Source organism: Streptomyces sp. B6B3, from assembly GCF_039871525.1.
Lineage (GTDB): Bacteria > Actinomycetota > Actinomycetes > Streptomycetales > Streptomycetaceae > Streptomyces.
Window position 1 is genome coordinate 287,849 of sequence record NZ_JBDPLU010000002.1, and the last position, 23,106, is coordinate 310,954.

The following is a 23,106-nucleotide window of genomic DNA, read 5'->3' on the forward strand; positions in this document are numbered from 1 at the left end:
CCCGGAACGCGAAAGGATGGCCGGCATGACACTGCCTGCCCTCCCCGAGGAGTCCTTCCAGCGCGTGCTCTGCGTCGTCGCGCACCCTGACGACATGGAGTACGGCACGTCCGCGGCCGTCGCGCGCTGGACCGCGCGCGGCATCGAGGTCGGTTATCTGCTGCTCACCCGCGGCGAGGCCGGCATGCCGAACCCTCCCGAGGAGACTGCACGCCTGCGCGTCGCCGAGCAGCGGGCCGCCTGCGACGTCGTCGGCGTCAAGCACCTGACCGTCCTCGAACACCCGGACGGCGTGCTGGTCTACGGTCTCGACCTGCGCCGGGACATCTGCCGGGAGATCCGCCGGTTCAGGCCCGACGTCGTACTCGGCACCGGCTACGCGATCGAGACGCCGTACGGCTTCGACCAGGCCGACCACCGCGCGGCCGGGCTCGCGACGCTCGACGCGGTGCGCGACGCGGGCAACCGGTGGGTCTTCCCTGAGCAGGTCGACGACGAGGGTCTCGAACCGCACTCCGCGCGCTGGTACATCGTCCCCGGACTCGCCGACTCCGGCGCGACCCACGGCGTCGAGGTCACGGGCGAGCCGCTGCGTCGTGGCGTCGCCTCGCTGGAGGCGCACGCCGCGTACCTGGCCGCGCTCCCGGACCACCCCGCCCCCGCGGACTTCATCCCGCGGTTCACCGCGATGAGCGGCAAGGCCCTGGGCGTCGAGCACGCCGTCCTGTTCCGCGCCCACGACCTGCAGGCGCCCCCCGGGTTCGACACCGAAGCCGCGGGTGACTGACCGCCGGGTCGGAGTCAGTCCTGCGGGCTGAGCAGGACGATCGGGATCTCGCGGTCGGTCTTCTGCGCGTACTCGTCGTACAGCGGGAAGATGCCCACCATCTGAGGCCAGAGGAGCTCTCGTTCGGCCGGGGACGCCACCCGGGCGCGCGCGGTGAACCGACGGCCGCCGACCTGCACCCCGACGCTCGGGTCCGCCCGGAGGTTGGTGAACCAGGCCGGATGCTCGTCGGCACCGCCCTTGGAGGCGACGACCACGAGGTCCTCGCCCGCGGTGCCGTAGATCAGGCAGGTGCGGCGCGGAATGCCGGTCCTGCGGCCGGTCGTGGCGAGCACGAGCATGTGGACGCCGTTGGACTCGTGTCCCTCGGTGCCGCCCGAGGCCAGATACGTGCGGGTCTGCTCGGCGACCCAGTCCCACTGCGAGTCGGTGGCGCGGTCGAGGTCTTCGGCGACAGCCATGACGGAAGGTCCTTTCTGGAACGGAAGCTGATACGGAAGGTGCTGACTGGCTGTCCGCGTCAGTTTCGGTTGAGCTCCTCGCACAGCCCGATGATGACGCCGGCGGGACCGCGGACGTAGCCGTACCGGCAGAAGTCCTCGTACTGCGCCACCTCGCCCACGAGTTCGGCGCCGTGGGGGCGCAGGCGCCCCAGGACGTCGTCGACGGAGTCGACGGCGAACGTGAGGCGGGGGATGCCCGGGACGTTCACCGGCGCCCTCGGCGCCGTGCCGGTGGCCACCGGCGTGTCGAACGCCGACAGCTCGACCCGGCCGTGGCCGTCCGGGGTCCGCAGGACGACCATGTCCGCGCGGACGCCCTCCAGCCCGACGAGCTGGTCCACCCACGCGCCCTCGACCGTCGCCTTGCCCTCCACCTCCAGGCCCAGTTCGACGAAGAACGCGGCAGCGGCCGCGAGATCCTCGACGACGTAGCCCACGTGATCCATCCGCTTGATCATGATCTCTCCTGTGTCACGCGGCCCGTCGTGGCCGCTCGTGCCCCTGGGACGGAGCTGGCTCGACGTTCTCGACACAGCGGCGGATGTGACGCCGGTCACAGCCCACGAGCAGCGCCAGCGCTCTCGTGGGCCGGCTCCTGGACGGCGACGCGGGAACCGGGCGTACCGAGACGCGGCGGGTGCTCAGGCCCGGCGGCCGACTGATCGCGTCGGTGCAGCACCCCTTCGTGGACTACGCGACCCGGGATCCTCGGCCCGACTGTCACGCGACCACCAGCTTCACCGACGACTGGGCAGGGCTGGTGGGGCAGGCCGCCCCGATGACCTTCTGGCGTAGGCCCCTGCACGCGATGACCGACGCCTTCACCGCGGCCGGCTTCCGCCTGGCCGTCATCGGCGAGCCACAGCCCGACCCGGCCGCCCGCGAGCCGTACCCCGACGACTTCCACGACCTCTCGACGAGGATGTGCTTCCTGCTCTTCGTTCTGGAGGTGCCCCCGGCTCCGGGTACGTGACCCGCTCGACCGCGCCGTGCGGCCGGTGCGCTTTTCCCGGCCGCACGGCGGCTCAGCGCAGTCCGGCGAAGAGATCGTTCTCGGGTAGGGCCGCGCCGGTGGTGTCCCGGACCCGTACGAAGGTCTCCATGCCCATCAACTCGCCGAACCTCTCCTTGCCCATCCTGAGGAAGAAGATGTTCTCGCCCTGACTGGCGTGCGCGGCCAACGCGTCGAACTTCTGACCGCTGAACGCGGTCGTGTCCACCCACGTGGTGATCTCGTCGTCGGGGAGGCCGATCTCGGCCAGCGCGGCGGCCTCGGCAGGATCCGGCTCCGGCATGTCCTCACCGAACTCACGCATGATCTCGCCGAACCGCTGCATCATCGAGCGGGGCGCCGTGGTCCAGTACACCTTCGGCGCCAGCGCGGTCATCTCCAGCGCCGCCATCGTGATGCGGTGGGCCTGAATGTGGTCGGGGTGGCCGTAGAAGCCGTTCTCGTCGTAGGTGACGACCACGTCAGGTCGGTAGTGCCGCATGAGTTCCGCGAGTCGGGCCGCACCCTCCTGCACGGGGGTCCGCCAGAAGGATCCGGGGGCGTCGTTGCTCGGCCAGCCCATCATCCCGGAGTCGGCATAGTCCAGCATCTCCAGATCGCTGACCTTCAGGACGCCACAGCTCGCCTCGAGTTCCTGACGGCGCATCGACACGACCGCCGCCGGATCGTGCCCGGGATCGCCCGGCTTGACGCCCCCCGGTCCGTCACCGCAACCGCCGTCGGTACACGTCACGAGAACCGTCCGGATGCCCTCCGCCGCGTACTGCGCGAGGACCCCTCCGGTTCCGGTCGCCTCGTCGTCGGGGTGGGCGTGTACGGCCATGAGCGTCAAGGGCCGGTCAGTCATGAAACAGTCCTCCTGCAGAAATACGTCCTGGTCCGAGTGCGCGGCGGGCGTACCGCGATCCTGGGGCCCGGAATCCTGGTGGGGCGGACGACCTGGTGGTCTCCGTGTCCCCCGCCCGTGCGGCGCGGGTCCCCCGGTCAATGCAACCGTGCCGGCCGTACCGGCTGTTCCCGGCGCGGCCCCTTGGCCGTCCAGGCGTCGGCGTTCAACGCGAGGATCCGAGTCCCATCCGGCACCAGCCGTGAGATTCCGACACGAAATCCGCGACCCTACATCGGCCAGCGTGGGCCCGACACCGGGTCGTGGCACCAGACGTACTGCCGATCGGGCTCGACGGTCATACCGTGGTCGTACAGCCCGGGCTCGCCCAGTTCGCGCCAGTCGTCCCAGGCCCGCTCCACCTCGTCGAGCAGGTCCCGCGGCCCGCCAAGGTACGCGACCGGCTCGCCGTCGTCCGGGGCGACCAGCGTGGCCCACGACGCGACGCCGTCGTCCAGCCACGCCGTCGCTCCCTCGCCCCTGTGGTCCCCGCCCGTGGTGATCCGCACGTCGGGCAGGGCGACGCGCAGCGCGAAGAGCAGGTGCGCGTTGTCGCGGAGGGCGCGCGGGTCGCGCTTCGGGGCGCGTTCCCCGCGAGGTGCCTCGTCGCCCCGGACCTGCCGCCAGCCGCGCGCCGCGCGGCTCCCCCGCGCAGGCATGAACATCGCCAAGCCCTGCACCCAGCCGGTCGCCGACCGTCCGTCCTCGGCGACGGTCAGGGCCACGTGGCCGAGCCGCCCCCAGGGCGCGACGATCCGGCCGCCGGGCCGGGTCTGTTCGATCCACGCCCAGGGCACCCGCTCCACGGCGTACGTCGCGATCACCCGGTCGAACGGCGCGCCCGCCGGCCAGCCGCCCACGCCGTCCGCGATCTCCACCGCCGTGTCCACGCCCGCCACCCGCAGATGCCCGCTCGCGGTCGCGGCCAGCCCGGCATCCACCTCGACGCTGACCACCCGGCCGGGACCCGCGCGCCAGGCCAGCAGCGCGGCGTTCCATCCCGAGCCGGCGCCCAACTCCAGCACCCGGTGACCCGGCTGCACCAACAGCGCGTCAAGCATGTCCGCGACGACCGACGGACACGACATGCTGGAGACGGCCACACCGTCGTTGACCCGGGTGACGGCCGGGTCGTCGGGCCCGCCGTACACCTCGTCCGCCCACGCCTCCGGGTCCTCGGCGCGGTCGATCGGCAGGTACGCGTCGCCGTCCCACCGCCACAGCCGCTCCGGCGCGAAACGGTGGCGCGGCAGCGCGTCGAAGGCCTCCCGCACCCACGGTGACCGCTCCGGCCACGCGCCGCACGCGGCCATGGCGGCGGCCAGCCGTTCCCGACGCCCCACGAACGCGTCCACCTCGCCGGCTACTTCCGGTGCGTCCCGGACGGCGGTGGCGGCTTGGGCACCTGCCCGTCGGCATTGTCCGGCGGCGGCGTGCCCTGCCCCGGATCGGGGTCCGGCTTCCTGTGCTGTCCCATGGCGTCCCCTCCCGACGGCGTGACGTCCCGTCAGCCTCCGTCTTCACCCGCCTGATCCACCACGGGGAGCGCGCGCCCCAGTCGGCCGGACGCGCGACCCGGAGCGCACCCCTCCCCACACGCCCAGGGCTACTCGTACCGGAGCCGCCACTCCGTCGGGGTCATCCCGCGCCGGGCCCGTTGCGCCTCGGCCCGGCCACGCAGCGGCTCGTCCCACTCCCGGAAACGAGCGGTCAGCCAGCCGGCCGAGACCCCGTACCGCCGGGCGAGCGAGGCCATCGGCTGCCCGTCCCGGTAGCGGGCAAGCGCCTCGTCCCTGGGTATCTCCGGCATGCGTTTGCGCGGCATCGGGAGGTCACCTCCCGCCCCGACTCAGCCGGTTGGCCTCGCTCTGCTGGTTCGCTTCCCTGACCTTCCTGCGCAGTTCCTCGGCGGACCCGCCGGTGGCCTGACCGCCCGGCTGATCCGGCGGGGGCGCCTCGGTGGTCACCGCGGACTCGCCCCGGCCCGGGGGCTGCCCTCCAGCGCCTCGGCCAGCATGGTCGCCTCGGCGAGCGTCAACGGGTTGACGACGACGGCCCGGTTGAGCCCGTAGGTCGTCAACTCCACGCGGCTGCGTACGCCCAGAAGGGCGAAGTTCCGCCGAAGCCGGTCACGCACGGCGAGCGGATCGGGCTGTGGCTGCTGCATGACGGGATTCCTCCTGCTGCGTTCCGTAACTGTTCCGCTACAAGCGTCGGCAGCCGGGAGTACGCTGACCAGGAGTTTGGTGTGGACCCTCATCGCGGCCACACCGCACGTTTCTCTTCTGGGGGTTCGATGGCTCCGAAGCACGTGGCACCGGCCCGCCGCATGTACGCGGAGGAGCTGCTCCGACTCCGCGAGGAGTCCGGCATGTCGCTTAGCCAGCTCTCGGAGGCGGCGAGGTTCGACCGCTCGTACCTGAACAAGCTGGAGCGCGGCGAACGCCTCGGCGACCTGGAGACCGCGAAGCGGCTCGACGACGTGTACGGGACGAGGCGCAGCCTCCAGAACCTGTGGAAGCTGGCCAAGGACGACGTGTACCTCGGGCGGTATCAGCGGTACATGGATCTTGAGGAGCGGGCCAGCGTCATCCAGAAGTACATGGCCCAGTACCTTCCTGGGCTCCTCCAGACCGAGGAGTACGCCAGGGAACTGCTCTGGTCCACACCTCACCACGTCGACGAGGAAGACGCGCTGGAAGAACAGCTGGCTCTTCGCATGAGCCGGCAGGCGATACTGCGCAACGGCGACTCCCCGGCGCACTTGCGGATCGTCCTGGACGAGGGGGTCTTTCGCCGTCCTCTCCAGGATCGCGAGGCGTGGCAGCGGCAATTGGATCGCCTTTTGGAGGATGCAGAGCTACCAAACGTCACCCTGCATGTGCTGCGGTTCGAGGCGGGTGTGCATGACCTGCTGGGAGGGTCACTGACGATTCTGTGGCTTCCGGACGGCACCTCGGCTGCCTACCTGGAAAGCGCCAAGTCCGGTGAGGTCATCGAGGAACCGGACGAGGTCGAACAGCTCAAGTTGTCCTACGATCGCCTCAGAGACCTCGCGCTCTCCCCCGAGGACTCTCTGGAGTTCATTCGATCCCTCCTGAAGGACGGCAAGAGATCATGACCCCTCGAACCGACCTCAGCACCGCTGCATGGCGCAAGTCCAGCTACAGCAATGGGGGAGACGGGAACTGCCTGGAGGTCGCCGACGGCCACCCACGCTTTGTCCCAGTCCGCGACAGCAAGAACCCCGGCCCTCTTGTGGTCCTGCCTGCCCACGCCTGGCAGACCTTCGTCGACAGCCTCAAGGACTGACCAGCCATGGACCTCAGCACCGCTGCATGGCGCAAGTCGAGCTACAGCAATGGAGGAGACAACAACTGTCTGGAGGTCGCCGACGGCCACCCCGGCGGCGTCCCCGTCCGGGACAGCAAGGACCCCGGTCCGGTCCTGGTGATACCAGGCCCCGCCTGGCAGAGCTTCGTCGACAGCCTCAAGGGCTGACGGCCGAGGCGGGCTCGCGGACCAGGAACACGTCCACAGGGTCCTCCGCCTCGAACACGAAGCCGTGCCGCTCGTACAGCCGGCGGGCCGGGCTGCCCCGGAGCACGTTCAGCCGGACCACCGTGCCGGCCCGGTCGCACCGCTCCAGCAGTCGGCGCAGCACGGCCGCTCCGATGCCCCGGCCCTGCAGCTCCGGGGCCAGGTAGAAGTGCTCCAGCCAGTGGGCGTCCTCGGCCGGCCGCAGCGCGACGCAGCCGGCGAACGCGCCGCGCGCCTCGATCACCCAGGTGTGCGCCGGCGCGAAGCCGTCCCGTAGTCGCTGCCGTACCCGGTACTCGTCGTACCGGCCGAGCCGTTCCAGGTCCGCCCGCAGCACCACGGCCCGGAGTTCGGCCACCGCCTCGACGTCCGCCGCCGAGGCCGGTCGTATCTCCCAGTCCGCCACGATTCAGTGCCCGTCCGGCGTCCAGGCCGCCACCAGGTCCAGCAGGCCGGGGAAACGGGCGTTGAGGTCGGCGACGCGCACGTGGCTGCGGCGTTCCAGGCCGTACTGGCGCTGCCGGGTGACGCCCGCCTCCCGCAGGGCCTTGAAGTGGTGGGTGAGAGAGGACTTGGGACGGTCCAGGCCGAACCAGCCGCAGGTGTGGTCGAACGCCTCCGACTCCAGGAGCAGTTTCCGCACGATCAGCAGGCGCAGCGGGTCGCTCAGCGCACCCAGCACTGTCTCCAGCCGCAGGTCCTCGACCGCCGGCTCGGGCAACGGCTCGGGCAGGCCCGCGGGCTCCGGCAGCACCCTGATGTTCGGCGTCGGACGCTCCGAACGCACCGTCGAAGGCATGGACAGCTCCTCATCAGCCACATCGCTTGTACGACTGAAATCGTACTGCATGCTATGTTCGACTCAACTCGTACTGGGCTCATCGGAGGGATCAGCCGTGTCGGAAAGTCGAACAGTGACGGTGAGGGCGACGGAGGGACGACCGCGTCCGGCCGCCTCGCCGGCGGCTCCCACCTGGTGGGTGTGGCTCGCGGCGTGGCCGGTGACCGCGGTCTTCGTCCTGTCCAACGCGGCCACCCCGCTGTACGTGCTGTGGCAGCGTGACATCGGGTTCTCCCAGGGCACCCTGACCGTGATCTTCGCCTTCTACATCGTCGGGCTGCTCGGCTCCCTGCTGATCTCCGGCGTCGTGTCCGACCGGATCGGACGCAGACCCGTGCTGCTGCCCGCGCTCGCCCTCGCCCTCGCCGCCTGCCTGATCTTCGCCACGGCGTCCAGCGTGCCGGCGCTGATCATGGCGCGGCTGTTCACCGGCATCGCGGTCGGGGCCGTCGTGTCCGCGGGCATGGCCGCCGTGACCGACGTGGCCGGCCGGGACCGCAGGCGGCTCGCGGCCCTGCTCGCCTCCTCCGCCATGGTCTTCGGGGCGGGCCTCGGTCCGCTCCTCGCGGGCGTGCTCTCCGAAACCCTGCCCGCGCCGACCGTCACCGTCTTCGTCGTCGAGACGGCGCTGCTGGCCACCGCGGTGCTCGCCGTCTGGCGCATGCCCGTGCGGCGACCCGAGGCAACGGGAGCACGGGTCCGGGTCCGCCCGCCCGGCGTCCCGCGCGGCGCCGGCCGCCATCTCGCCCTGGGCATCGCGGTATTCGCGCCCGGCATCACCGCGACGTCGTTCGTGCTGTCGCTCGGTCCGTCACTGCTGGCCGGCCTGCTCGGCACCACCAACCGGATCGTCGCCGGGGCCATGGCCTTCGCCATGTTCCTGACCGCCACCGGCGTGCAGTTCGCGGTCCAACGGCTGCCCAGGCGCGCGATCCTGCTCGCCGGAGCGATCGGCACCACGCTCAGCATGCTGACCCTCGTCATCGCCGTGCACGCGTCCTCGGCCCCGGCGCTCCTCACCTCCGCGCTGCTCGCCGGCGCCGGCCAGGGCTTGGGCCAGCTCGGCGGCCTCTCCCTGCTCAACTCCACGGTCCCGCCCCAGCGCCTCGCCGAGGCCAACGCCGCACTCAACATCGGCGGCTACGTCCCGGCCGGCCTGCTGCCGATGTCGGCCGGCTACCTCAGCGACGCCGTCGGGCTGACCGCCGGAGCGACCGGCTTCGGCACCGCCCTGGCAACCCTCGCGATCACCGGCGGCCTCGTGGTCCTCCTCACCCGCCGCCGGGTGACGGACGCCTGAGTGGCCAGCAGGCCTCGCGTCCTCATCCGCCGCCGCCCTCACTGTCTTGCCGGGTGAAATGCCTCAGCTCGGGCACCCTCCAGGCGATCACGGCCACGGTCACCGTGGTGAGCACGCCTCCCGCGCAGATCACCAGTCGCGGTTCGAGAACGGACGCCGCGACGCCGTGCACCAGGTTCCCGACCTGCGGGCCTCCGATGGTCACGATGGTGAGCGATCCCTGGACGCGACCGCGCAGGGCGTCGTCCGTGAGTGCCTGGGTGATGGCGTTGCGGAAGGTGCTCAGCACGAAGTTCACCGCTCCGCCAACGACGAGGGCCGCCAGCGCGAGCCACAGCTGGGCGGCGAGCCCGAGCACCACCACGGTGACGCCCCACGCGGCGGCGGCCCCGGTCATGTAGGCGCCGTAGCGGACCAACGCGCTGAGGCTGTTGGCCGCCGGCAGGAACTGGGCGGGGACCAGCCGGGGCAGCACGGCGCCCATCGTCGTCATGATCGCCCCGAAGGCCAGCCCCTGGCAGGCCACCAGCACCATCAACACCGCGACCGAACCGCCGCCCAGCACCGCCGTCTGGGCCCATAACGCCGCGTACGTCAACACCAGGCCGACGTGGCCGGTCAGCAGCACCGTTCTCCGGTCCCTGGTGTCCGCGACGGCACCGGTCCACAGCGCCGCCACCACCAGCGTGACCAGCGACACCGCCGCGGACTGGCCCACGGCCGCCGACGATCCCGTCACCGCGAACAGCTGCGCCGGGATCGCGACCACGCTGAACGAGCCGCCCACCGCACAGACCGCCGAGGCCACCCACAGGCGGCGATACGCCGCGATGGCCAGCGGACGGCGGTCGATTCCGTAGGCGGCCAGGGAACGGACTCCCGACGTGTTCACCGACCGGTGGCGCCGCGACGGGTGTTGTCCGGCGCGGGTGGTGTGTCCAGGCTCACGACCTCGGCGACCGCGCAGGCCACGTTGTCGGGTGCGCCGGCGGCGTACGCCGCGGCGAGCAGGTCGTCGAGCACCTGCCGAGGGCCGCCGCCTCCGGTCAGTGCCTCGTGCAGCGTCCCGTTCGACAGGACGGCCGACAGGCCGTCGGAGCAGAGCAGGTACCGATCGCCGGCCGCGGCGCCGTGCAGCGACAGGTCGGGCTGTGCTCCGCCGGTGCCGGTCAGTGCCTGCGTCAGCAGCGAGCGCTGCGGATGCGAGGCCGCCTCCTCCACGGTCAGCCGTCCCTCGTCGACGAGGGACTGCACGTGGGTGTGGTCATGGGTGATCTGGAACAGCTCTCCGTCCCGCACGAGGTAGGCCCGGGTGTCGCCGATGTGCACCAGCGCCAGCCGGGAGCCCGACCACCAGAGCGCGGTCAGCGTGGTGGCGGCCTCCCCCTGGTCCGTCGACGCGGCGATCTCGCCGATCGCCCGGTCGGCCTCGCCGACCGCGTCGGCGAGCGTGCCGAGCAGATCCGCGGCCGGCACGGCCAGCGTTTCCAGCGGTTTGAGCGCGGCCACGGCCGCCGCACTCGCCAGGCCACCCGAACCGCGGACCCCGTCGGCCACGGCCAGAAGTCGAGGTCCCGCGTACGCGGTGTCCTCGTTGCTCGTGCGCATCAGCCCCAACTCCGAGCGGGCGGCGTACCGGATCCCGAGCATGATTGTCGACTCGTCCACAGAGGTGCCTCCTCCTGTCAGGTAGTCGACGAGGAAGGTGGCCAACCGCCCCCTGGCGGCGGTCTCGGCCTGCACCTGCTGCCAGTAGCGGTCGATCTCCGCGGCCGCCTCGGGCGCCGGCAGGTCGCATACCCGCCGGATACGCGCCAGCGGCATGCCCAGCCGTCGCAGCCAGGCGATCAACCGGGCCCGCTCCACCTGCGCCGGATCGTAGTAGCGGTAGCCCGACTCACCGTCCACCGCGGCCGGCCGCAGCAGCCCGAGCTCGTCGTACAGCCGCAACGCCTTCGGCGACAGCCGAACAGCACGCGCGAAGGCTCCGATCGTCAGCAGTCGCCGCATCGCCGCCCCCTCCTCGCCCCGGCCACCCCAGCCGGTTCCAGGAGCCTGGGGCTTCACCCAGGGGCAAGGTCAACCCGACGCCGCTCGGCGTCGGATGTGGGAGGGGTCCCAGGGCGTCGCCCTTACGCTCCGGCTCCGGACAGATGCTGAGGGGAGCATGAAAATGGCGTACGAAACCGGATCGCAGCCGGAGGTGAGGCCCGAGCTCCGGCAGGAGCGCAGGCCCCGTGCGGTCATGTGGGTGGTGGTGCTGATCTGGGTCCAGGTGGTGGCCAACGTCCTGCTCGGCTTGCTGGTGCTCGGTCTCGCCCAGGAGGACGAGAGCCATGGCCGGGACGTCCCCGGCCTGGTCTACTTCATCGGCTACGTCTCCTTCCTGGCGGCGGCGCTGCTCGCGGTGTGCGCCGTGCTGCTGGTCGGGCGCCGCCTCGGCTGGCCGCGCTACACGGTCATCACGATCGAGTGGCTGCTTGTCGCCTCCTGGTTCGTCATGCTGTTCGCCGCGGGGACGGGCGGCGGGGCGGGCATCCCGCCGATCATTCCGATGGTCGTCGCGCTCCAGCTCGCCAGGAAGGAGATGACGGACTGGTACGACGACTCGCCGCATCGGCGGTGAGGCTGCCTCGGCAACCCGGACTCCTCCTGATCGGCCCTGCCGGACCAGGGCTGTTACACGACCGATCTTGTCTGTTCTCTGGCAGTTTCCCTGCCACGGCGCAGGATCGGGTCCCGTTGCAAGGCAGGAAGGGGACCACGTGTCCTGGGGAGAGAGGGCGGGGGCGGGCCCGCTCGCGTCCGATGACCCGGCGGAGATCGGCCCCTACCGGCTGCGTGCCCGCCTGGCCTGGCGGATGCAGCAGGTGATCGAACCGACCGCGTTGATCGTCGATGGCACCGGGTTCCTCAAGGACGGAGCCCCCTCGGCGTGTGGCCCGGCAGCGGCCGGGCCGAAGAACACCGACGGTCCGGAACTACCGGGGCGCTGGCTGCTGAGCCGAATGGCCCGCCACCCAGCCCGAACCTGTCCGGTTCTGGATCTCCAACCTGCCGGCACACCCCTTTTGGCCACCCTCGTGCGTACCGCGAAGCTGCGCTGGCGCAGCCAGCACGACCACCGCGAGATGAAACAGGCCCTGGGCCTGGCCCACTTCGAGGGCCGCACCTGGCCAGGCTGGCACCACCACATCCCCCCGTGTCCGTCGCCCAGGCCATCTGCACTCCGACGCATCACCCGATCCCCAAAAGACACGGCGCCAGCCAAGCACTACGAGAAGTCTGTCTGCTGTGGCTCCAGGAGGTGGGGCGCCAGGGCCGCCAGCTCGTCGACGGCGGCGGTGAGGGTGGCGGCGAGCGGGTGGAGCAGCACATGGTCCGCGCCCGCGGCGAGGTGGTCGCGCAGGCGCCGGACGATCGCCGCCTCGTCGCCCCAGGCCAGCACGGCATCGACGAACCGGTCACTGCGCTCACCCGCCAGGTCGGCATCGCCCCAGCCCAGGCGCCGGTAGTTCAGGGTGTAGGGGTTGTCGGCCCGGTCCCGGCCCACGGCGAAGATGGCGCGCAGCCGGCCGCGAGCCGCGGCGGAGTCGGCGTCAAGGACGAGGGCCTGCTGCGGGACCAGCAGCGGGCCCGGCCCGAGCAGCTTCCGCGCGGCCGCCGTGTGCGCGACGGGTTGCAGGAACGGGTGGACGCCGTCCGCGCGCTCCCCGGCCAGCCGGTGCGCCCGCGGGCCCAGAGCGGCCAGCACCCGCGGGTACCGGACGTCCGGCAACAGCCGCGTGGCCGCCGCGTCCATGGCGTCCAGATAGTCGCGCAGGCCGCTGACCGGACGGGCACCCTGCTGCCCGCCCAGCCCGAGGACCAGCCGGCCCGGGTACGCCTCGGCCAGGGTGGCCGCGCCCGCGTGCATCGCGTGCGGCTGGCGGACCGAGACGTTGGCGATTCCGGTGCCGACGACGAGCCGGTCGGTCGCCGCCAGCGCCACGGCGGCCTGGGCGAACGCCTCGCGTCCCCCGACCGGCGACCCGGCCGGCACCTCGCCGGTCCACAGCGAGCCGTACCCGAGCCGCTCCAGGCGGGCGAACTGCTCCCGCTGTTCCGCCACCGGAGCGCCCAGCAGCGTCGCCGGCGCGATCCACACCCCGAACCGGCCCAGCCGCCCCCGGGTCTCCTCCGCCATCCCAGCCGTCATGGCAGGACCATCCCTTCGTCCAACTAACCGGATGCAGCCTCCGGTTGTCGTGTGGGTACGATAAGGAGGCTGCCTCCGGTTGGCAAGGTCGGGGTTGGCGGCGCACGGCGTGCGGCGTGGAGGAGGAGGGCGGATGGGCGAGACGACCGGCCCGCGGCTACGTGCCGACGCACGGCGGAACCGCGAGCGGCTGCTGGCCGAGGCGCGCGCCGCGTTCCTCGCACACGGCACCGAGGCGTCCCTGGAGGAGATCGCGGCCTGCGCCGGCGTCGGCATCGGCACGCTGTACCGGCACTTCCCCACCCGCCAAGCGCTGCTGGAGGCGTTGCTGCGCGAGCGGTTCGACGCCCTGGCGGCCACCGGCCGCGACCTGCTGGGCGGCCGGCGGCCCCCCGAGGCGGCGCTGCGCGTCTGGGTTCTGGCCCTGGTGGAGATGTCCACGACCTACCGGGGGCTGACGGCCGTGCTCGTGGACACGCTGCGGGACGACGCCTCCGACCTGCACGCCTCCTGCGTGGCCATGCGCGACGCCGGCGCCGCCCTGCTCACCGCGGCGCAACGGGCGGGCGCCGTGCGTTCCGACCTGGCCGCGCTCGACGTCCTCACGTTGGTCTCCGCCGTCGCCTGGGCGCACGAGCGCACACCGGATGGCGCGCGGGAACGGCTCGACCGCCTCCTCGATATCGTCTTCACCGGTCTAGCCGCGCCGCCCGTGACGCGCTCCTCGTAGCGCTTGGTCAGGTTGGCAGGGGTTCTGGGGTGTCGCGGTGACAGGTGGGGCAGGCGCCGGTCCGGACCTCGAGGGGTGTCTGTAGTTCGCGGCGACGTGGTTGAGGCTCAGGCCAGCGCCGTGTCTTTTGGGGATCGGGTGATGCGTTGGAGGGTGCAGATCGCGTGGGCGACGGACACGGGGGGATGTGGCGGTGCCGGCCATCGGCTCCACCGACTTACGCCGCCCGTCCAGCAACAGACCCCCGCAGATACGCCTCGCCCCACCGACGCTGATCCGCCGGCGCGAACGGCTCGAACATCTCCGCCGCGAAATCCTCCAGACCACACCGGACCGCAGTCAACTCCCCGCCCGTCACACCCGGACAACCACACACCAATCAAACGGACACGCCACCGGCGAGTGAACCTGACCAAGCACTACTAGAGCCTGTCTTCGAAGGGCCCGCCCTGCCCGACGTCCCCTTCGAAGACGGACCCCAGCGGCTCAGCGCTCTCCCGCCCCGGCTCCCTCACCACATGCCACGCGATGGCGGTCCGCACGGTGTTCGCCATGCGCTGTGGCGGACTGGCCTCGGGCGGCGGCAGCGGGGCGTGGGCCGTCGCCGGGAACGCGCCGCGGACCTCGGCGAGGAACTCGCGCCAGCCGGTGCCGTGGGCTATGGCGGCGGCGTACAGCGCGTCGAGCGCGGCCTGGAGCGGGTCCGGGTGCGCCGCCTCCGTGAGCGCCGGGAAGGCCATGGCCTGTTGGGAGGCGTTGGGGGTGCCGTCGAACATCGTGATGACCGTCTCCGGGACCCGCGGGTCGGAGAAGAGGCGGTCCCACTTCCGCCGCTCGTCGTCCAGCGGCGGGGAGAACGGCTGGCCGTGGTCCAGCTCCGCCAGGCCGCGCGCTATCCAGTCCACGCCGCTGAGCCCGGCCACGGCACAGGCCCGGTGCGCGGCCCACCGGGCTATCCCGCGCTGGACGTCAGGACCGGCCTCGTCGATCGCGTGCACCAGGGCGACGTCGAACTCCACCAACCCGGCCACGTTCCCCCCGACCGTCCGCAGCCGGTCGCTGGGCAGGCGTCCACCCCAGTGCTTCCGCTCATACCGCTCCCGCTCCTCCCGACGCTCCCGCTCCTCCTTCTCCCGGGCGAGGCGCCTGGCCTCGGCCAGCTCCTCCGGGGTGGGCGGCGGCGGCAGCTCGCTGGCGAACCGGTGCCAGTACCCGGCGGAGCGGCTCGTCTCCTTGACGACGCGGTCCCGCTCCGGCGGTGCCGGCCAGAACTGCAGCAGGTACTCGTCCAGCACCGGCTCGTCCTCTTCCCGCGTGCCGTCGTGCGCCTCGTCCATGCCGCGGCCGTGGTAGCGGACGCGGTAGTCGCCCTCGGGCAGGCCGAGGTCCCGGCCGGGGCCGCCCCATTCGATCAGCTGCGTGTCGTCCGAGTCCGCGCGGAACGACACCTCCACGATGTCCTCCCAGCCGGCGAGGTCCACGACCGGCTCCGCGTCGTGCAGCTCGATGGTCAGCGGAACGGTGCCCGTGTGCAGCCCGGTCTGCACGAACAGATGCCCGGGCACGGCCGCCCCGCACAGCCCCGACCGCTGCCCCATGAAGCACTCGTTCAGTCCGGCGACCTCGCGGTCGGTGCCGTCGTCGATGTACAGCTGCCCGTAGGACACCCAGAACTCGCCGTCGAAAAGCGTTCGCATGCGGCCAGCATGCCCCCCACCACTGACAACGCCCCCGACCCGCGGATCGCCTCGGGCATCGGCTGGAGTGCGCTCGATGTGGTTGTCTGGGCAACGGTTCGAACTCCTGCTCGTAAAGGTGCGTGATCATGTCCCGCGTTGTGGTGACCGGTGGAAGTGGCAAGCTCGGCCGCGCCGTGGTCCGCGAACTGCTCGACCACGGGTGGGACGTGGTCAACCTCGACCTGGTGCCGCCGGCCGAGCCGCTGTGCCCGTTCGTCCGGGTGGACCTCACCGACTACGGTCAGACCGTGGGCGCCCTCACCGCGGTGGACGACCGCTACGACCGCGTCGACGCCGTGGCGCATCTGGCTGCGGTGCCGGCTCCCGGGCTGGTGCCCAACGCCGCCGTCTTCGGCAACAACATCACCGCCACGTACCACGTCTTCTCCGCCGCCCGGCTCGCGGGCATCCGCAACCTGGTCTGGGCCTCCAGCGAGACGGTGCTGGGCCTGCCGTTCGAGACGCCGCCGCCCTACCTGCCGGTGGACGAGGAGTACCCGGGCCGGCCGGAGAGCAACTACTCGCTGGCCAAGCATCTGGAGGAGCAGATGGCCGTCCAGCTGTGCCGGTGGGACCCGGAGCTGAAGATGGTCGGGCTGCGGTTCTCCAACGTGATGGAGGTGGCCGACTACGCGCGCTTCCCCGACTTCGACGCGGACCCGCGGCTGCGCCGCTGGAACGCGTGGTCGTACATCGACGCCAGGGACGGCGCCCAGGCCGTGCGGAAGGGCCTGGAGTACGAGGCCGCGGGCGTCGAGGTCTTCGTCATCGCGAGCCCGGACACCGTGATGTCGACGCCGTCCGCCGAACTGGCCGCCGCCGAGTTCCCCGGCGTGGAGGTCAGGGGCGAGCTCGGCCGCCACGAGTCGCTGATGTCCACCGCCAAGGCCCGCCGCCTGCTCGGCTACGCCCCCGCGCACAGCTGGCGCGACCACGTGCCGGGGCACGCCGGCTAGCGCTCGCCGCCCGCCGCGCGCCGCCCGGGACGGACCGGCGCCGCGATGAAAGTGGAATGAAAGGACCCGCCGACATCGTGGCCGCAGGACCGGCTTGGCGGGGCGCGGTCCGCACGGCGGCGCCCCTTGCTCCGGTCGTATCCCATCGACAGCGAGCAGGCGAGCGATGTCCAGCAACTACCAGCAGCCACAGCGGCCGCATCAGCAACAGCCCTATCAGCAGCAGCCACCGCAACAGCAGCCCTACTACGCCGCGCCACAGCAAGCCGCCCCCCAACAGGGCGGCCCGCAGCACGGCGCCCCGTACTACCCGCCGGGCGGCGCGGCGCCGCAGCCGCCCGGCGGCGGAAAGAAGCGCGGGCCGCTGATCGCCGTCGCGGTGGTCGTGGCGATCGCCCTGGGCGTCGGGGGTGTGATGTTCCTCGGCGGAGACGACGACGGCGGCCCGGGCGGGGGCGGCGGCTCGGACGTGGCGCTGACCCCGAACCCGGACCTGGAGCCGATGGACTTCCCCGACGCGCAGGCGCTGGGCTACGACGAGGGCGCCGACGCCGCGTGCGAGGCCGTCTCGGAGATCATGACGGCCCGCGGCTACGAGTTCCAGAGCGCGGAGAACAACGACGGCGGCATCGACTGCTGGTACGCCACCCCGGCCGCCAGCTCGTTCGAGGACGGCACGAACCACATCACGGCCAACGTGTACATGTCCATGGGCGCCGTGGCGGAGGACGCGTACGCCTCCTTCACCTCCGCCATGGCCTCCTACACGGAGGGGGAGAACGGCGGCGGGACGACGTACGGCCCGCTCTACGAGCTCCCGGTCGGCGAGGAGGGGTGGATCCGCCACAACCAGACCGACGTCCGCGGCGACGGGACCGCGTCGTTCCGCAAGGAGGGGACCACCTTCTACGTCACCGCCTACGGCTGGATCGAGCAGGGCGACACGGACGAGCCGCTCACCGAGGAGACCACCTTCCGGGAGATCACCGACATCATCACCGCGCTCGGCGGCGGCGAGGCGGGCGAGCCGCAGATCAGCGAGTCGGCCGCCGAGGAGTACCCGGGCGAGCTGCCGGAGTTCGGCGACCCGGTGCTGCCGGCGGAGGGCTCCGGCGAGGAGCGGTGCGCGGCCCTGACGACCGTGGCCACCGAGCAGCTCGACTCGCAGGTCATGGGCACCGGCACCGACACGATCGGCGGGGTCGTGCCCACCACGTTCTGCAACTACGAGCCGGCCGAGTCGGCCTACGGCCAGAGCGACACCGGCATCAGGAACATCCGGCTCACGATGAACAACTACACCGACAACGACGTCAGTTACGCTGCGGGCGACCTCGGCTCCCAACTGCGGCACACCATGGAGCGCACCGAGACGGAGGACGGCTTCGGCCAGCTCTACGCGCTGCCGGCCGGCACCTCGGGCTACATGATCTACAACGCCGACGAGTACGGGAGCAGCTTCCTGGAGGCGGGCTGGGTGGTCGGCGACAACTACATCACCATCAGCCTCAGCGGCTTCCTCGTGATCGAGGGCTTCGACCAACGGGCGTTCACCGAGGAGGAGATGGTGGCCGACCTCTCGGCCCTGCTGACCGCGATGGGCGGCTGACCGCCGGCATCGGCGCCACACCCGCCGCCCGGACCAACCCACCGGAGAGGCAGGAGGGTTGGTCCGGGCCGTCGGGCAACCCGCGCTCACGGCGGGCGGCGGGTCGGAGCGCGCGACCGGGTGGGCCGGCGTCAGCCCGGGCTGCGCGGCCTCACGACGACGCGGGCTCCGGGTCCGTCGCCAGCCGGGCGTGGAGCTCGACGTCGTAGCGGACGCCGTCGTACTCGAGCTTCTGTCGCTGCCGCCCCTCCACGGCGAAGCCGGCGGCGCGCGCCACGCCGCAGGACGCGGGGTTGTTCGTCCGGTGCCCGAGCTCCAGGCGGAACAGCCCCGCGTCGTCGAAGGCCCAGCGGGCCACGGCACGGCAGGCGCGGGACGCCGTGCCCCGGCCCCGGGCCGGGGCCGTCGTCCAGTAGGACACCCAGCCCGTGCCGTGCCGCAGGTCCACCGGGCCGACACACACCTGGCCCAGCACCCGGCCGCCGCCGTCGACCACGGCGAAGGAGTACCCGGAGCCCGCCGCCCACTGGTCGCCGCGCGCGGTGATCCACCGCTCGGCGGCCCGGGCCGAGTCGACCGGCTCGTGGGACTGCCCGCGCATCAGTGGATCCGCGAACGCGGCCAGCACCGCCGAGGCGTCCCCCACCTGCCAGCTGCGCAGTTGCAGTCCGGCCGAAGCGTCCACACGTTCTCGCACCCCCCGAGTCTCGCCCGCCGGCCCGCGGCCTGTCACCTCGGTTTGTCCACGGGCCACAACGCCGAGGCGGGGTTGACCGCGCGGCCGTGGGGTGGGAAGTTGGCGCCGCGGCCTGGGATGGAACGTTTCAGATTCGGCTTCGACTCCGGTGGGACGACCGGACGTATGGAGGACTCCCATGAAACGCAGGACGCTGCTCACCGCCACGGGCACCGCCGCCGCCTCGGGCCTGCTGGTCCCGCTGCTCCCGGCCACCGCGCGCGCCGCCACCGTCGCGATCGACCCCGACGACGCCTGGGGCGTGTGGGAGGGCTGGGGCACCTCGCTGGCCTGGTGGGCGAACGTGATGGGTGACGACGAGTCGCTCGCCGACCTCTTCTTCACCCTCCGGACGGTCTCCGCCGCCGGCACCCAGCTGCCCGGCCTCGGCATGAACCTGGCCCGCTACAACGTGGGCGCGTGCAGCTGGAACACCTACCAGGGCGAGTCGATGGTGGTCTCGCCGAACATGCAGTCGTTCAAGCAGATTCCCGGCTTCTGGACCGACTGGGGCAGCGAGGACCCGAACTCCAGCTCCTGGGACTGGTCGGCGGACGCCACGCAGCGGGCCATGATGGTCGCCGCGCACGAACGCGGGGTGGCGATGGAGCTGTTCTCGAACTCCCCGATGTGGTGGATGTGCCTCAACCACAATCCGGCCGGCGCGGCCAACGGCGCCGACAACAACCTCCAGCCCTGGAACTACCGGCAGTTCGCGGTGTACCTGGCCGAGACCGCCCGGCAGGCGCGGGACCGCTGGGGCGTCCCGTTCGTCTCCGTCGAGGCGTTCAACGAGTCCACCTCGAACTACTGGAGCGCGACCGGCCGGCAGGAGGGCTGCCACTTCGACTCGGACATCCAGCAGCAGGTGCTGGCCCACCTGCGCACCGAACTGGACGCCCGGGGCCTGTCCGACCTGCCGATCGCCGCCTCCGACGAGACGTCGTACGACGCGGCGCTGTCCACCTGGCGGAGTTACTCCTCGGCCAGCAAGGGCTTGGTGGAGCGCGTCAACGTGCACGGCTACCAGGGTTCCAGCGGCCCGCGCTCGACCCTGCGGGACGAGGTGCGGGCGGCCGGCAAACGGCTGTGGAACTCCGAGTACGGCGACAGCGACGGCACCGGCCTGTCCATGGTCCGCAACCTGATGCTGGACCTTCGCCAACTGCGTCCCGACGCCTGGCACTTCTGGCAGGTGCTGGACGAGAGCCCGAACTGGGCGACGATCTCGTTCGACCCGGCCGCGGGACGGCTGCTCGCGGTGCAGCAGAAGTACTGGTTCCTGGCGCAGTTCACCCGGCACATCCGGCCCGGGATGCGGATGATCGACGCCGGCGTGGACAACGTGGTCGCCGCGCTCGACGAGAACGCGGACCGGCTGGTCGTGGTCGCGGCCAACCTCGGCAGCGGCGCGCAGGACCTGACGCTCGACCTGTCGGCGTTCGGCACGCTGCCCGCCGACGGCACCGAGGTCGGGCTCCGGGTCACCGACAGCGCCTCGGGCGGGGCCCGTTACGCCGCCCGCGCCGGCACCCGGCTGTCCGGCGGCCGGCTCACCGTCTCGCTGCCCGCGTCGTCCGTGTACACCTTCGACGTCAACGGCGTGGCCGCCTGACCGCGACGCCCGCCCGAACCCGCGTTCCCCCGTACCTCCAGGAGCGACGGGAGGCCGGCGCCCAGGCGGGGCACCGGCCTCCCGGCCTTCCCGGTCACGGGGTCCCGGGTCGTGAGGGGGTCGGCCGGGGTCAGCCGACGAGTTCGCGCTCCTCCTCGCCGCGCTCCTCGCCCGGCCCGTCTCCCGGCTTGGCGAGCGCCGCCGGCTGGGCCTTGGCCTTCTTCCCGTGCATGACCAGCGTGGCCAGCAGGGCGGCGGCCAACGAGCCGATCGCGCTGATGGTGAAGGTGGTCGACATCGAGGTGGTGAACGCCTCCCGGGCGACCTGGACCAGGCCGGGGTCGTCCCCGACGACGGCCAGGGCGTCGGTGATCGACTCCCTCGCCTGCTCGGGCGCGTCCTCGGGCATCTCGCGCGTGTAGCCGCTCGCCAGGAGCGAGCCCAGGATCGCGATGCCGAGCGCGGTGCCGGCCTGCTGGATGGTGTCGTTCAGCGCCGAGCCGACGCCCGCCTTCTCCGGCGGGATGGTGCCCATCAGCGCGCCGATCGCGGCCGGCATCGCGAGGCCGGCGCCGAGGCCGAGCACGCCGAGCGCGACGGCCGGGACGGTGAAGCCGGCGTCCGCCTCGACGGTGGTCAGCAGGGCGAAGGCGGCGGCCATGACGACCAGGCCGACCTGGATCACCAGGCGGTGGCCGACCTTCGCGACGAGCCCGGCGCCCAGCGCGTTGCCCACCAGTCCGGCCAGGGCCAGCGGCACGAACGCGAGCCCCGCCTTGATGGGCGAGTACCCGAGCACGAACTGCAGGTACATGGTGAACACGAGCAGCAGGCCGCCGTTGCCCACCTGGACGATGGTCAGCGACAGCGAGCCGCCGCTGAAGTCGCGGTGCTTGAACAGGCCCAGCGGGACCATCGGGTGCGCGGTCCGGTGCTCCCAGACCACGAACGCGCCGAGGGCGAGGACCGCGACGGACAGCGAGATCCAGGACCGGCCGCCGAAGGCGCCGTGCTGCGGGATCTCGATGATCCACCAGACCAGGGCGGTCATCCCGACCGCGGACAGGGTCGCGCCGAACGGGTCGGGCTTCTGCCAGGGGCCCTTGGACTCCGGCATCAGCGTCACGGCCGCGGCGACGGCCAGCACCACGAACGGCACGTTGAGGTAGAAGATCGACTCCCAGCCGAAGTGGTCCACCAGCAGGCCGCCGATCACCGGGCTGCCGACCAGACCGAGCATGGACACCGAACTCCACGCCGCCATCGCCTTGGGGCGCTCGTCGTCGTCGAAGACGGTGATGAGGATCGACAGCGTCGAGGGCATGATCAGGGCCCCGCCGAGGCCCATCGCGACCCGCGCGGCGATGACCTCGCCCGGGTTCGTGCAGAACGTCGCGACCAGGGACGCCGCGCCGAAGAGCAGCAGGCCGATGATCATGACCTTCCGGCGGCCGAACCGGTCGCCGAGGCTGCCCGAGGTGAGCAACAGGCCCGCGAAGACCAGGATGTAGGAGTCGAGGATCCACTGGGTGTCCTGGGCGCTGGCGCCGAGGTCCTCGCTCATCGGCGGCACCGCGACGGTCAGCGCCATGCCGTCGACCACCAGGACCAGCGTGCTCAGGCACAGCACGACGAGGACCCACCAACGGCGTGGGTTGCGGGTATCCATGGGCTTCCTTTCGCTCGCGACGCGGTACCGCGCACGCTGTTCCTTGGATGCGCACACCGTACGCTAGCGGGAACAGTGTTCGCAATCCTGCGAGCGATGTACGCTGTATGCGAACGTTGTACGCAGAGGTTGCGTGGGACAGTTCACACAGACGCCAGCGTCATCCGCGTCGTCCGCATCGCTCGCAGCCGAAGATCGCCCGCAGCCGAAGGAGAGCCATGACCACCGGGACGAACCCGGTCCCGTCCGTCTGGGCCCGACAGCCAGCCGAACCCGACCAGCCCGCGCTCAGCCGGGCCGTGATCGTCCGCGAGGCGGTCGCCCTGCTCGACGCCGAGGGCATGGAAGCGCTCAGCATGCGCAAGCTCGGCGCGCGCCTGCGGGCCGGCGCGACGTCGCTGTACCGGCACGTCGCGACCAAGGACGAGCTGATGGAGCTCGCGGTGGACGAGATCTTCGGCGAGATCGTCGTCCCCGACCCCCCGGACGCCGCCGGGGACGACTGGGCGGCCGACGGCTCCGACTGGCGCGCCGGCGTGGTGGCGGCCGCCGAGTCCTTCCGCGCGACGACCCTGCGCCACCCGTGGCTGGCGGCGGTCCTCGGCCAGGCGGGACTCGCCTATCTCGGCCCGAACCTCGTGGCCTTCAGCGACCGGCTGGCCGCCCTGTTCGCGAGCGCCGGCTTCGCCGAACCGAACTGCGCCATCGACACGATCCTGTCCTACGTCATCGGCATGGGCACCACGGAGGCCGCCTGGCTGACCGCGGTGGCCCGCTCCGGCGAGACCGAGACCGCGTTCTTCGCGCGCCTCCGGCCCGCCGCCCAACGGGCCACGGCCGGCCACGAGCACGTCGCCAGCGCGTACGAGGACGAGCACATCGACCCCGCCGAGGTCCGCGACACCAAGTTCGCCTACGGCCTCGACGTCATCCTCGACGGCCTGACGGCCCGCCTCCCGCGCGCGGACTGAGCCCGCTGCCGGCA

At 72.0% G+C, this 23,106-nt stretch carries 26 protein-coding genes and 3 pseudogenes; 13 read left to right on the plus strand and 16 right to left on the minus strand.

Annotated elements, in window-relative coordinates; all coding sequences use genetic code 11:
- Window positions 1–25 precede the first annotated feature (25 nt).
- Window positions 26–787: a PIG-L deacetylase family protein gene (locus ABGB06_RS05485; protein ID WP_347585813.1), complete on the plus strand. Its 762-nt coding sequence runs from the start codon at window positions 26–28 to the stop codon at window positions 785–787.
- Between the two features lie 14 nt (window positions 788–801).
- Here the strand turns inward: ABGB06_RS05485 and ABGB06_RS05490 are convergent, their stop codons facing one another.
- Both ABGB06_RS05490 and ABGB06_RS05495 read right to left on the minus strand, forming a co-directional pair.
- Window positions 802–1,248 carry a nitroreductase family deazaflavin-dependent oxidoreductase gene (locus ABGB06_RS05490; protein ID WP_347585814.1) on the minus strand — a complete coding sequence of 149 codons (447 nt, stop codon included), beginning with the start codon at window positions 1,246–1,248 and terminating at the stop codon, window positions 802–804.
- 59 nt (window positions 1,249–1,307) lie between these two features.
- Complete coding sequence (locus tag ABGB06_RS05495) at window positions 1,308–1,751, minus strand: VOC family protein (protein ID WP_347586565.1); 444 nt, start codon at window positions 1,749–1,751, stop codon at window positions 1,308–1,310.
- Window positions 1,752–1,915: 164 nt separating this feature from the next.
- Between ABGB06_RS05495 and ABGB06_RS05500 the strand changes: the two are divergent.
- Window positions 1,916–2,263 (plus strand): annotated as a pseudogene (locus ABGB06_RS05500) (SAM-dependent methyltransferase); the annotation flags it as partial.
- A 52-nt stretch (window positions 2,264–2,315) separates the two neighbouring features.
- Here ABGB06_RS05500 and ABGB06_RS05505 read toward each other — a convergent pair.
- From ABGB06_RS05505 to ABGB06_RS05525, 5 genes are all read right to left on the minus strand, one after another.
- Window positions 2,316–3,149, minus strand: a complete 834-nt coding sequence (locus ABGB06_RS05505; RefSeq protein ID WP_347585815.1) for a PIG-L family deacetylase — start codon at window positions 3,147–3,149, stop codon at window positions 2,316–2,318.
- Window positions 3,150–3,418: 269 nt separating this feature from the next.
- Window positions 3,419–4,543: a protein-L-isoaspartate O-methyltransferase gene (locus ABGB06_RS05510; protein WP_347585817.1), complete on the minus strand. Its 1,125-nt coding sequence runs from the start codon at window positions 4,541–4,543 to the stop codon at window positions 3,419–3,421.
- A gap of 251 nt (window positions 4,544–4,794) precedes the next feature.
- Window positions 4,795–5,013: a hypothetical protein gene (locus ABGB06_RS05515; RefSeq protein ID WP_347585819.1), complete on the minus strand. Its 219-nt coding sequence runs from the start codon at window positions 5,011–5,013 to the stop codon at window positions 4,795–4,797.
- A gap of 7 nt (window positions 5,014–5,020) precedes the next feature.
- Window positions 5,021–5,155 (minus strand): hypothetical protein, encoded by a 135-nt coding sequence (locus ABGB06_RS05520; protein ID WP_347585821.1) that lies wholly within the window; start codon window positions 5,153–5,155, stop codon window positions 5,021–5,023.
- Complete coding sequence (locus ABGB06_RS05525) at window positions 5,152–5,355, minus strand: hypothetical protein (protein WP_347585823.1); 204 nt, start codon at window positions 5,353–5,355, stop codon at window positions 5,152–5,154. The genes ABGB06_RS05520 and ABGB06_RS05525 overlap by 4 nt, the downstream gene beginning before the upstream one ends.
- A gap of 129 nt (window positions 5,356–5,484) precedes the next feature.
- Between ABGB06_RS05525 and ABGB06_RS05530 the strand changes: the two genes are divergently transcribed.
- From ABGB06_RS05530 to ABGB06_RS05540, 3 genes are read left to right on the plus strand one after another with little or no spacing between them, the layout of a single operon-like run.
- Complete coding sequence (locus ABGB06_RS05530; protein ID WP_347585824.1) at window positions 5,485–6,309, plus strand: helix-turn-helix transcriptional regulator; 825 nt, start codon at window positions 5,485–5,487, stop codon at window positions 6,307–6,309.
- Window positions 6,306–6,500, plus strand: coding sequence for a DUF397 domain-containing protein (locus tag ABGB06_RS05535; RefSeq protein ID WP_347585826.1), 195 nt, complete (start codon window positions 6,306–6,308; stop codon window positions 6,498–6,500). Before ABGB06_RS05530 ends, ABGB06_RS05535 begins: the two co-directional genes overlap by 4 nt.
- Window positions 6,501–6,506: 6 nt before the next feature.
- Window positions 6,507–6,689 carry a DUF397 domain-containing protein gene (locus ABGB06_RS05540; protein WP_347585828.1) on the plus strand — a complete coding sequence of 61 codons (183 nt, stop codon included), beginning with the start codon at window positions 6,507–6,509 and terminating at the stop codon, window positions 6,687–6,689.
- Here the strand turns inward: ABGB06_RS05540 and ABGB06_RS05545 are convergent.
- Together ABGB06_RS05545 and ABGB06_RS05550 are read right to left on the minus strand one after the other, a co-directional pair.
- The gene (locus tag ABGB06_RS05545; RefSeq protein ID WP_347585830.1) at window positions 6,679–7,134 is read right to left on the minus strand and encodes a GNAT family N-acetyltransferase; all 456 of its coding nucleotides are present in this window, start codon (window positions 7,132–7,134) and stop codon (window positions 6,679–6,681) included. The genes ABGB06_RS05540 and ABGB06_RS05545 overlap by 11 nt on opposite strands.
- 3 nt (window positions 7,135–7,137) lie before the next feature.
- Window positions 7,138–7,527: an ArsR family transcriptional regulator gene (locus ABGB06_RS05550; RefSeq protein WP_347585831.1), complete on the minus strand. Its 390-nt coding sequence runs from the start codon at window positions 7,525–7,527 to the stop codon at window positions 7,138–7,140.
- A gap of 97 nt (window positions 7,528–7,624) precedes the next feature.
- On the opposite strand from ABGB06_RS05550, the gene ABGB06_RS05555 reads away from it, so the two are divergent.
- Complete coding sequence (locus ABGB06_RS05555; protein WP_347585833.1) at window positions 7,625–8,869, plus strand: MFS transporter; 1,245 nt, start codon at window positions 7,625–7,627, stop codon at window positions 8,867–8,869.
- 22 nt (window positions 8,870–8,891) lie between these two features.
- Here the strand turns inward: ABGB06_RS05555 and ABGB06_RS05560 are convergent, their stop codons facing one another.
- Both ABGB06_RS05560 and ABGB06_RS05565 read right to left on the minus strand, forming a co-directional pair.
- Window positions 8,892–9,761, minus strand: coding sequence for an MFS transporter (locus ABGB06_RS05560; RefSeq protein WP_347585835.1), 870 nt, complete (start codon window positions 9,759–9,761; stop codon window positions 8,892–8,894).
- A complete protein-coding gene (locus ABGB06_RS05565; RefSeq protein ID WP_347585836.1) occupies window positions 9,758–10,879 on the minus strand; it encodes a MerR family transcriptional regulator in 1,122 nt (373 codons plus the stop codon). Before ABGB06_RS05565 ends, ABGB06_RS05560 begins: the two co-directional genes overlap by 4 nt.
- A gap of 163 nt (window positions 10,880–11,042) precedes the next feature.
- Here ABGB06_RS05565 and ABGB06_RS05570 point away from each other — a divergent pair, with 163 nt between their 5' ends.
- Entirely contained in the window at window positions 11,043–11,495 is a 453-nt protein-coding gene (locus ABGB06_RS05570) for a hypothetical protein (protein WP_347585837.1), read from the plus strand.
- A 413-nt stretch (window positions 11,496–11,908) separates the two neighbouring features.
- A pseudogene (locus ABGB06_RS05575) lies at window positions 11,909–12,066 on the plus strand (IS701 family transposase); the annotation flags it as partial.
- Between the two features lie 77 nt (window positions 12,067–12,143).
- On the opposite strand, the gene ABGB06_RS05580 reads toward ABGB06_RS05575, so the two are convergent.
- Entirely contained in the window at window positions 12,144–13,067 is a 924-nt protein-coding gene (locus ABGB06_RS05580; protein WP_347585838.1) for a TIGR03620 family F420-dependent LLM class oxidoreductase, read from the minus strand.
- Between the two features lie 133 nt (window positions 13,068–13,200).
- On the opposite strand from ABGB06_RS05580, the gene ABGB06_RS05585 reads away from it, so the two are divergent.
- Entirely contained in the window at window positions 13,201–13,797 is a 597-nt protein-coding gene (locus ABGB06_RS05585) for a helix-turn-helix domain-containing protein (protein ID WP_347585839.1), read from the plus strand.
- Between the two features lie 198 nt (window positions 13,798–13,995).
- Here the strand turns inward: ABGB06_RS05585 and ABGB06_RS05590 are convergent.
- Window positions 13,996–14,155 (minus strand): annotated as a pseudogene (locus ABGB06_RS05590) (transposase); the annotation flags it as partial.
- 64 nt (window positions 14,156–14,219) lie between these two features.
- The gene (locus ABGB06_RS05595; RefSeq protein WP_347585840.1) at window positions 14,220–15,494 is read right to left on the minus strand and encodes a hypothetical protein; all 1,275 of its coding nucleotides are present in this window, start codon (window positions 15,492–15,494) and stop codon (window positions 14,220–14,222) included.
- Window positions 15,495–15,622: 128 nt separating this feature from the next.
- Between ABGB06_RS05595 and ABGB06_RS05600 the strand changes: the two genes are divergently transcribed.
- Window positions 15,623–16,492: an NAD(P)-dependent oxidoreductase gene (locus ABGB06_RS05600; protein ID WP_347585841.1), complete on the plus strand. Its 870-nt coding sequence runs from the start codon at window positions 15,623–15,625 to the stop codon at window positions 16,490–16,492.
- Between the two features lie 166 nt (window positions 16,493–16,658).
- Entirely contained in the window at window positions 16,659–18,101 is a 1,443-nt protein-coding gene (locus ABGB06_RS05605) for a hypothetical protein (RefSeq protein WP_347585842.1), read from the plus strand.
- A 151-nt stretch (window positions 18,102–18,252) separates the two neighbouring features.
- Here ABGB06_RS05605 and ABGB06_RS05610 read toward each other — a convergent pair whose 3' ends face one another.
- On the minus strand, window positions 18,253–18,798 hold the full coding sequence (locus ABGB06_RS05610) for a GNAT family protein (protein ID WP_347585843.1): 546 nt from the start codon (window positions 18,796–18,798) through the stop codon (window positions 18,253–18,255).
- Window positions 18,799–18,976: 178 nt separating this feature from the next.
- On the opposite strand from ABGB06_RS05610, the gene ABGB06_RS05615 reads away from it, so the two are divergent.
- Window positions 18,977–20,452, plus strand: coding sequence for a glycoside hydrolase (locus ABGB06_RS05615; protein WP_347585845.1), 1,476 nt, complete (start codon window positions 18,977–18,979; stop codon window positions 20,450–20,452).
- Window positions 20,453–20,582: 130 nt separating this feature from the next.
- Here ABGB06_RS05615 and ABGB06_RS05620 read toward each other — a convergent pair whose 3' ends face one another.
- A complete protein-coding gene (locus ABGB06_RS05620) occupies window positions 20,583–22,121 on the minus strand; it encodes an MFS transporter (protein WP_347585846.1) in 1,539 nt (512 codons plus the stop codon).
- Between the two features lie 218 nt (window positions 22,122–22,339).
- On the opposite strand from ABGB06_RS05620, the gene ABGB06_RS05625 reads away from it, so the two are divergent.
- Entirely contained in the window at window positions 22,340–23,092 is a 753-nt protein-coding gene (locus ABGB06_RS05625; protein WP_347585848.1) for a TetR/AcrR family transcriptional regulator, read from the plus strand.
- Window positions 23,093–23,106: the final 14 nt, after the last annotated feature.

Excerpts from the sequence above, each read along its gene's own strand:
- ABGB06_RS05485 (WP_347585813.1), top strand. The coding sequence starts at position 26 with ATGACACTGCCTGCCCTCCCCGAGGAGTCCTTCCAGCGCGTGCTCTGC.
- ABGB06_RS05490 (WP_347585814.1), bottom strand. The coding sequence starts at position 1,248 with ATGGCTGTCGCCGAAGACCTCGACCGCGCCACCGACTCGCAGTGGGAC.
- ABGB06_RS05505 (WP_347585815.1), bottom strand. The coding sequence starts at position 3,149 with ATGACTGACCGGCCCTTGACGCTCATGGCCGTACACGCCCACCCCGAC.
- ABGB06_RS05515 (WP_347585819.1), bottom strand. The coding sequence starts at position 5,013 with ATGCCGCGCAAACGCATGCCGGAGATACCCAGGGACGAGGCGCTTGCC.
- ABGB06_RS05525 (WP_347585823.1), bottom strand. The coding sequence starts at position 5,355 with ATGCAGCAGCCACAGCCCGATCCGCTCGCCGTGCGTGACCGGCTTCGG.
- ABGB06_RS05530 (WP_347585824.1), top strand. The coding sequence starts at position 5,485 with ATGGCTCCGAAGCACGTGGCACCGGCCCGCCGCATGTACGCGGAGGAG.
- ABGB06_RS05535 (WP_347585826.1), top strand. The coding sequence starts at position 6,306 with ATGACCCCTCGAACCGACCTCAGCACCGCTGCATGGCGCAAGTCCAGC.
- ABGB06_RS05540 (WP_347585828.1), top strand. The coding sequence starts at position 6,507 with ATGGACCTCAGCACCGCTGCATGGCGCAAGTCGAGCTACAGCAATGGA.
- ABGB06_RS05550 (WP_347585831.1), bottom strand. The coding sequence starts at position 7,527 with ATGCCTTCGACGGTGCGTTCGGAGCGTCCGACGCCGAACATCAGGGTG.
- ABGB06_RS05565 (WP_347585836.1), bottom strand. The coding sequence starts at position 10,879 with ATGCGGCGACTGCTGACGATCGGAGCCTTCGCGCGTGCTGTTCGGCTG.
- ABGB06_RS05570 (WP_347585837.1), top strand. The coding sequence starts at position 11,043 with ATGGCGTACGAAACCGGATCGCAGCCGGAGGTGAGGCCCGAGCTCCGG.
- ABGB06_RS05580 (WP_347585838.1), bottom strand. The coding sequence starts at position 13,067 with ATGACGGCTGGGATGGCGGAGGAGACCCGGGGGCGGCTGGGCCGGTTC.
- ABGB06_RS05585 (WP_347585839.1), top strand. The coding sequence starts at position 13,201 with ATGGGCGAGACGACCGGCCCGCGGCTACGTGCCGACGCACGGCGGAAC.
- ABGB06_RS05595 (WP_347585840.1), bottom strand. The coding sequence starts at position 15,494 with ATGCGAACGCTTTTCGACGGCGAGTTCTGGGTGTCCTACGGGCAGCTG.
- ABGB06_RS05600 (WP_347585841.1), top strand. The coding sequence starts at position 15,623 with ATGTCCCGCGTTGTGGTGACCGGTGGAAGTGGCAAGCTCGGCCGCGCC.
- ABGB06_RS05605 (WP_347585842.1), top strand. The coding sequence starts at position 16,659 with ATGTCCAGCAACTACCAGCAGCCACAGCGGCCGCATCAGCAACAGCCC.
- ABGB06_RS05615 (WP_347585845.1), top strand. The coding sequence starts at position 18,977 with ATGAAACGCAGGACGCTGCTCACCGCCACGGGCACCGCCGCCGCCTCG.
- ABGB06_RS05620 (WP_347585846.1), bottom strand. The coding sequence starts at position 22,121 with ATGGATACCCGCAACCCACGCCGTTGGTGGGTCCTCGTCGTGCTGTGC.
- ABGB06_RS05625 (WP_347585848.1), top strand. The coding sequence starts at position 22,340 with ATGACCACCGGGACGAACCCGGTCCCGTCCGTCTGGGCCCGACAGCCA.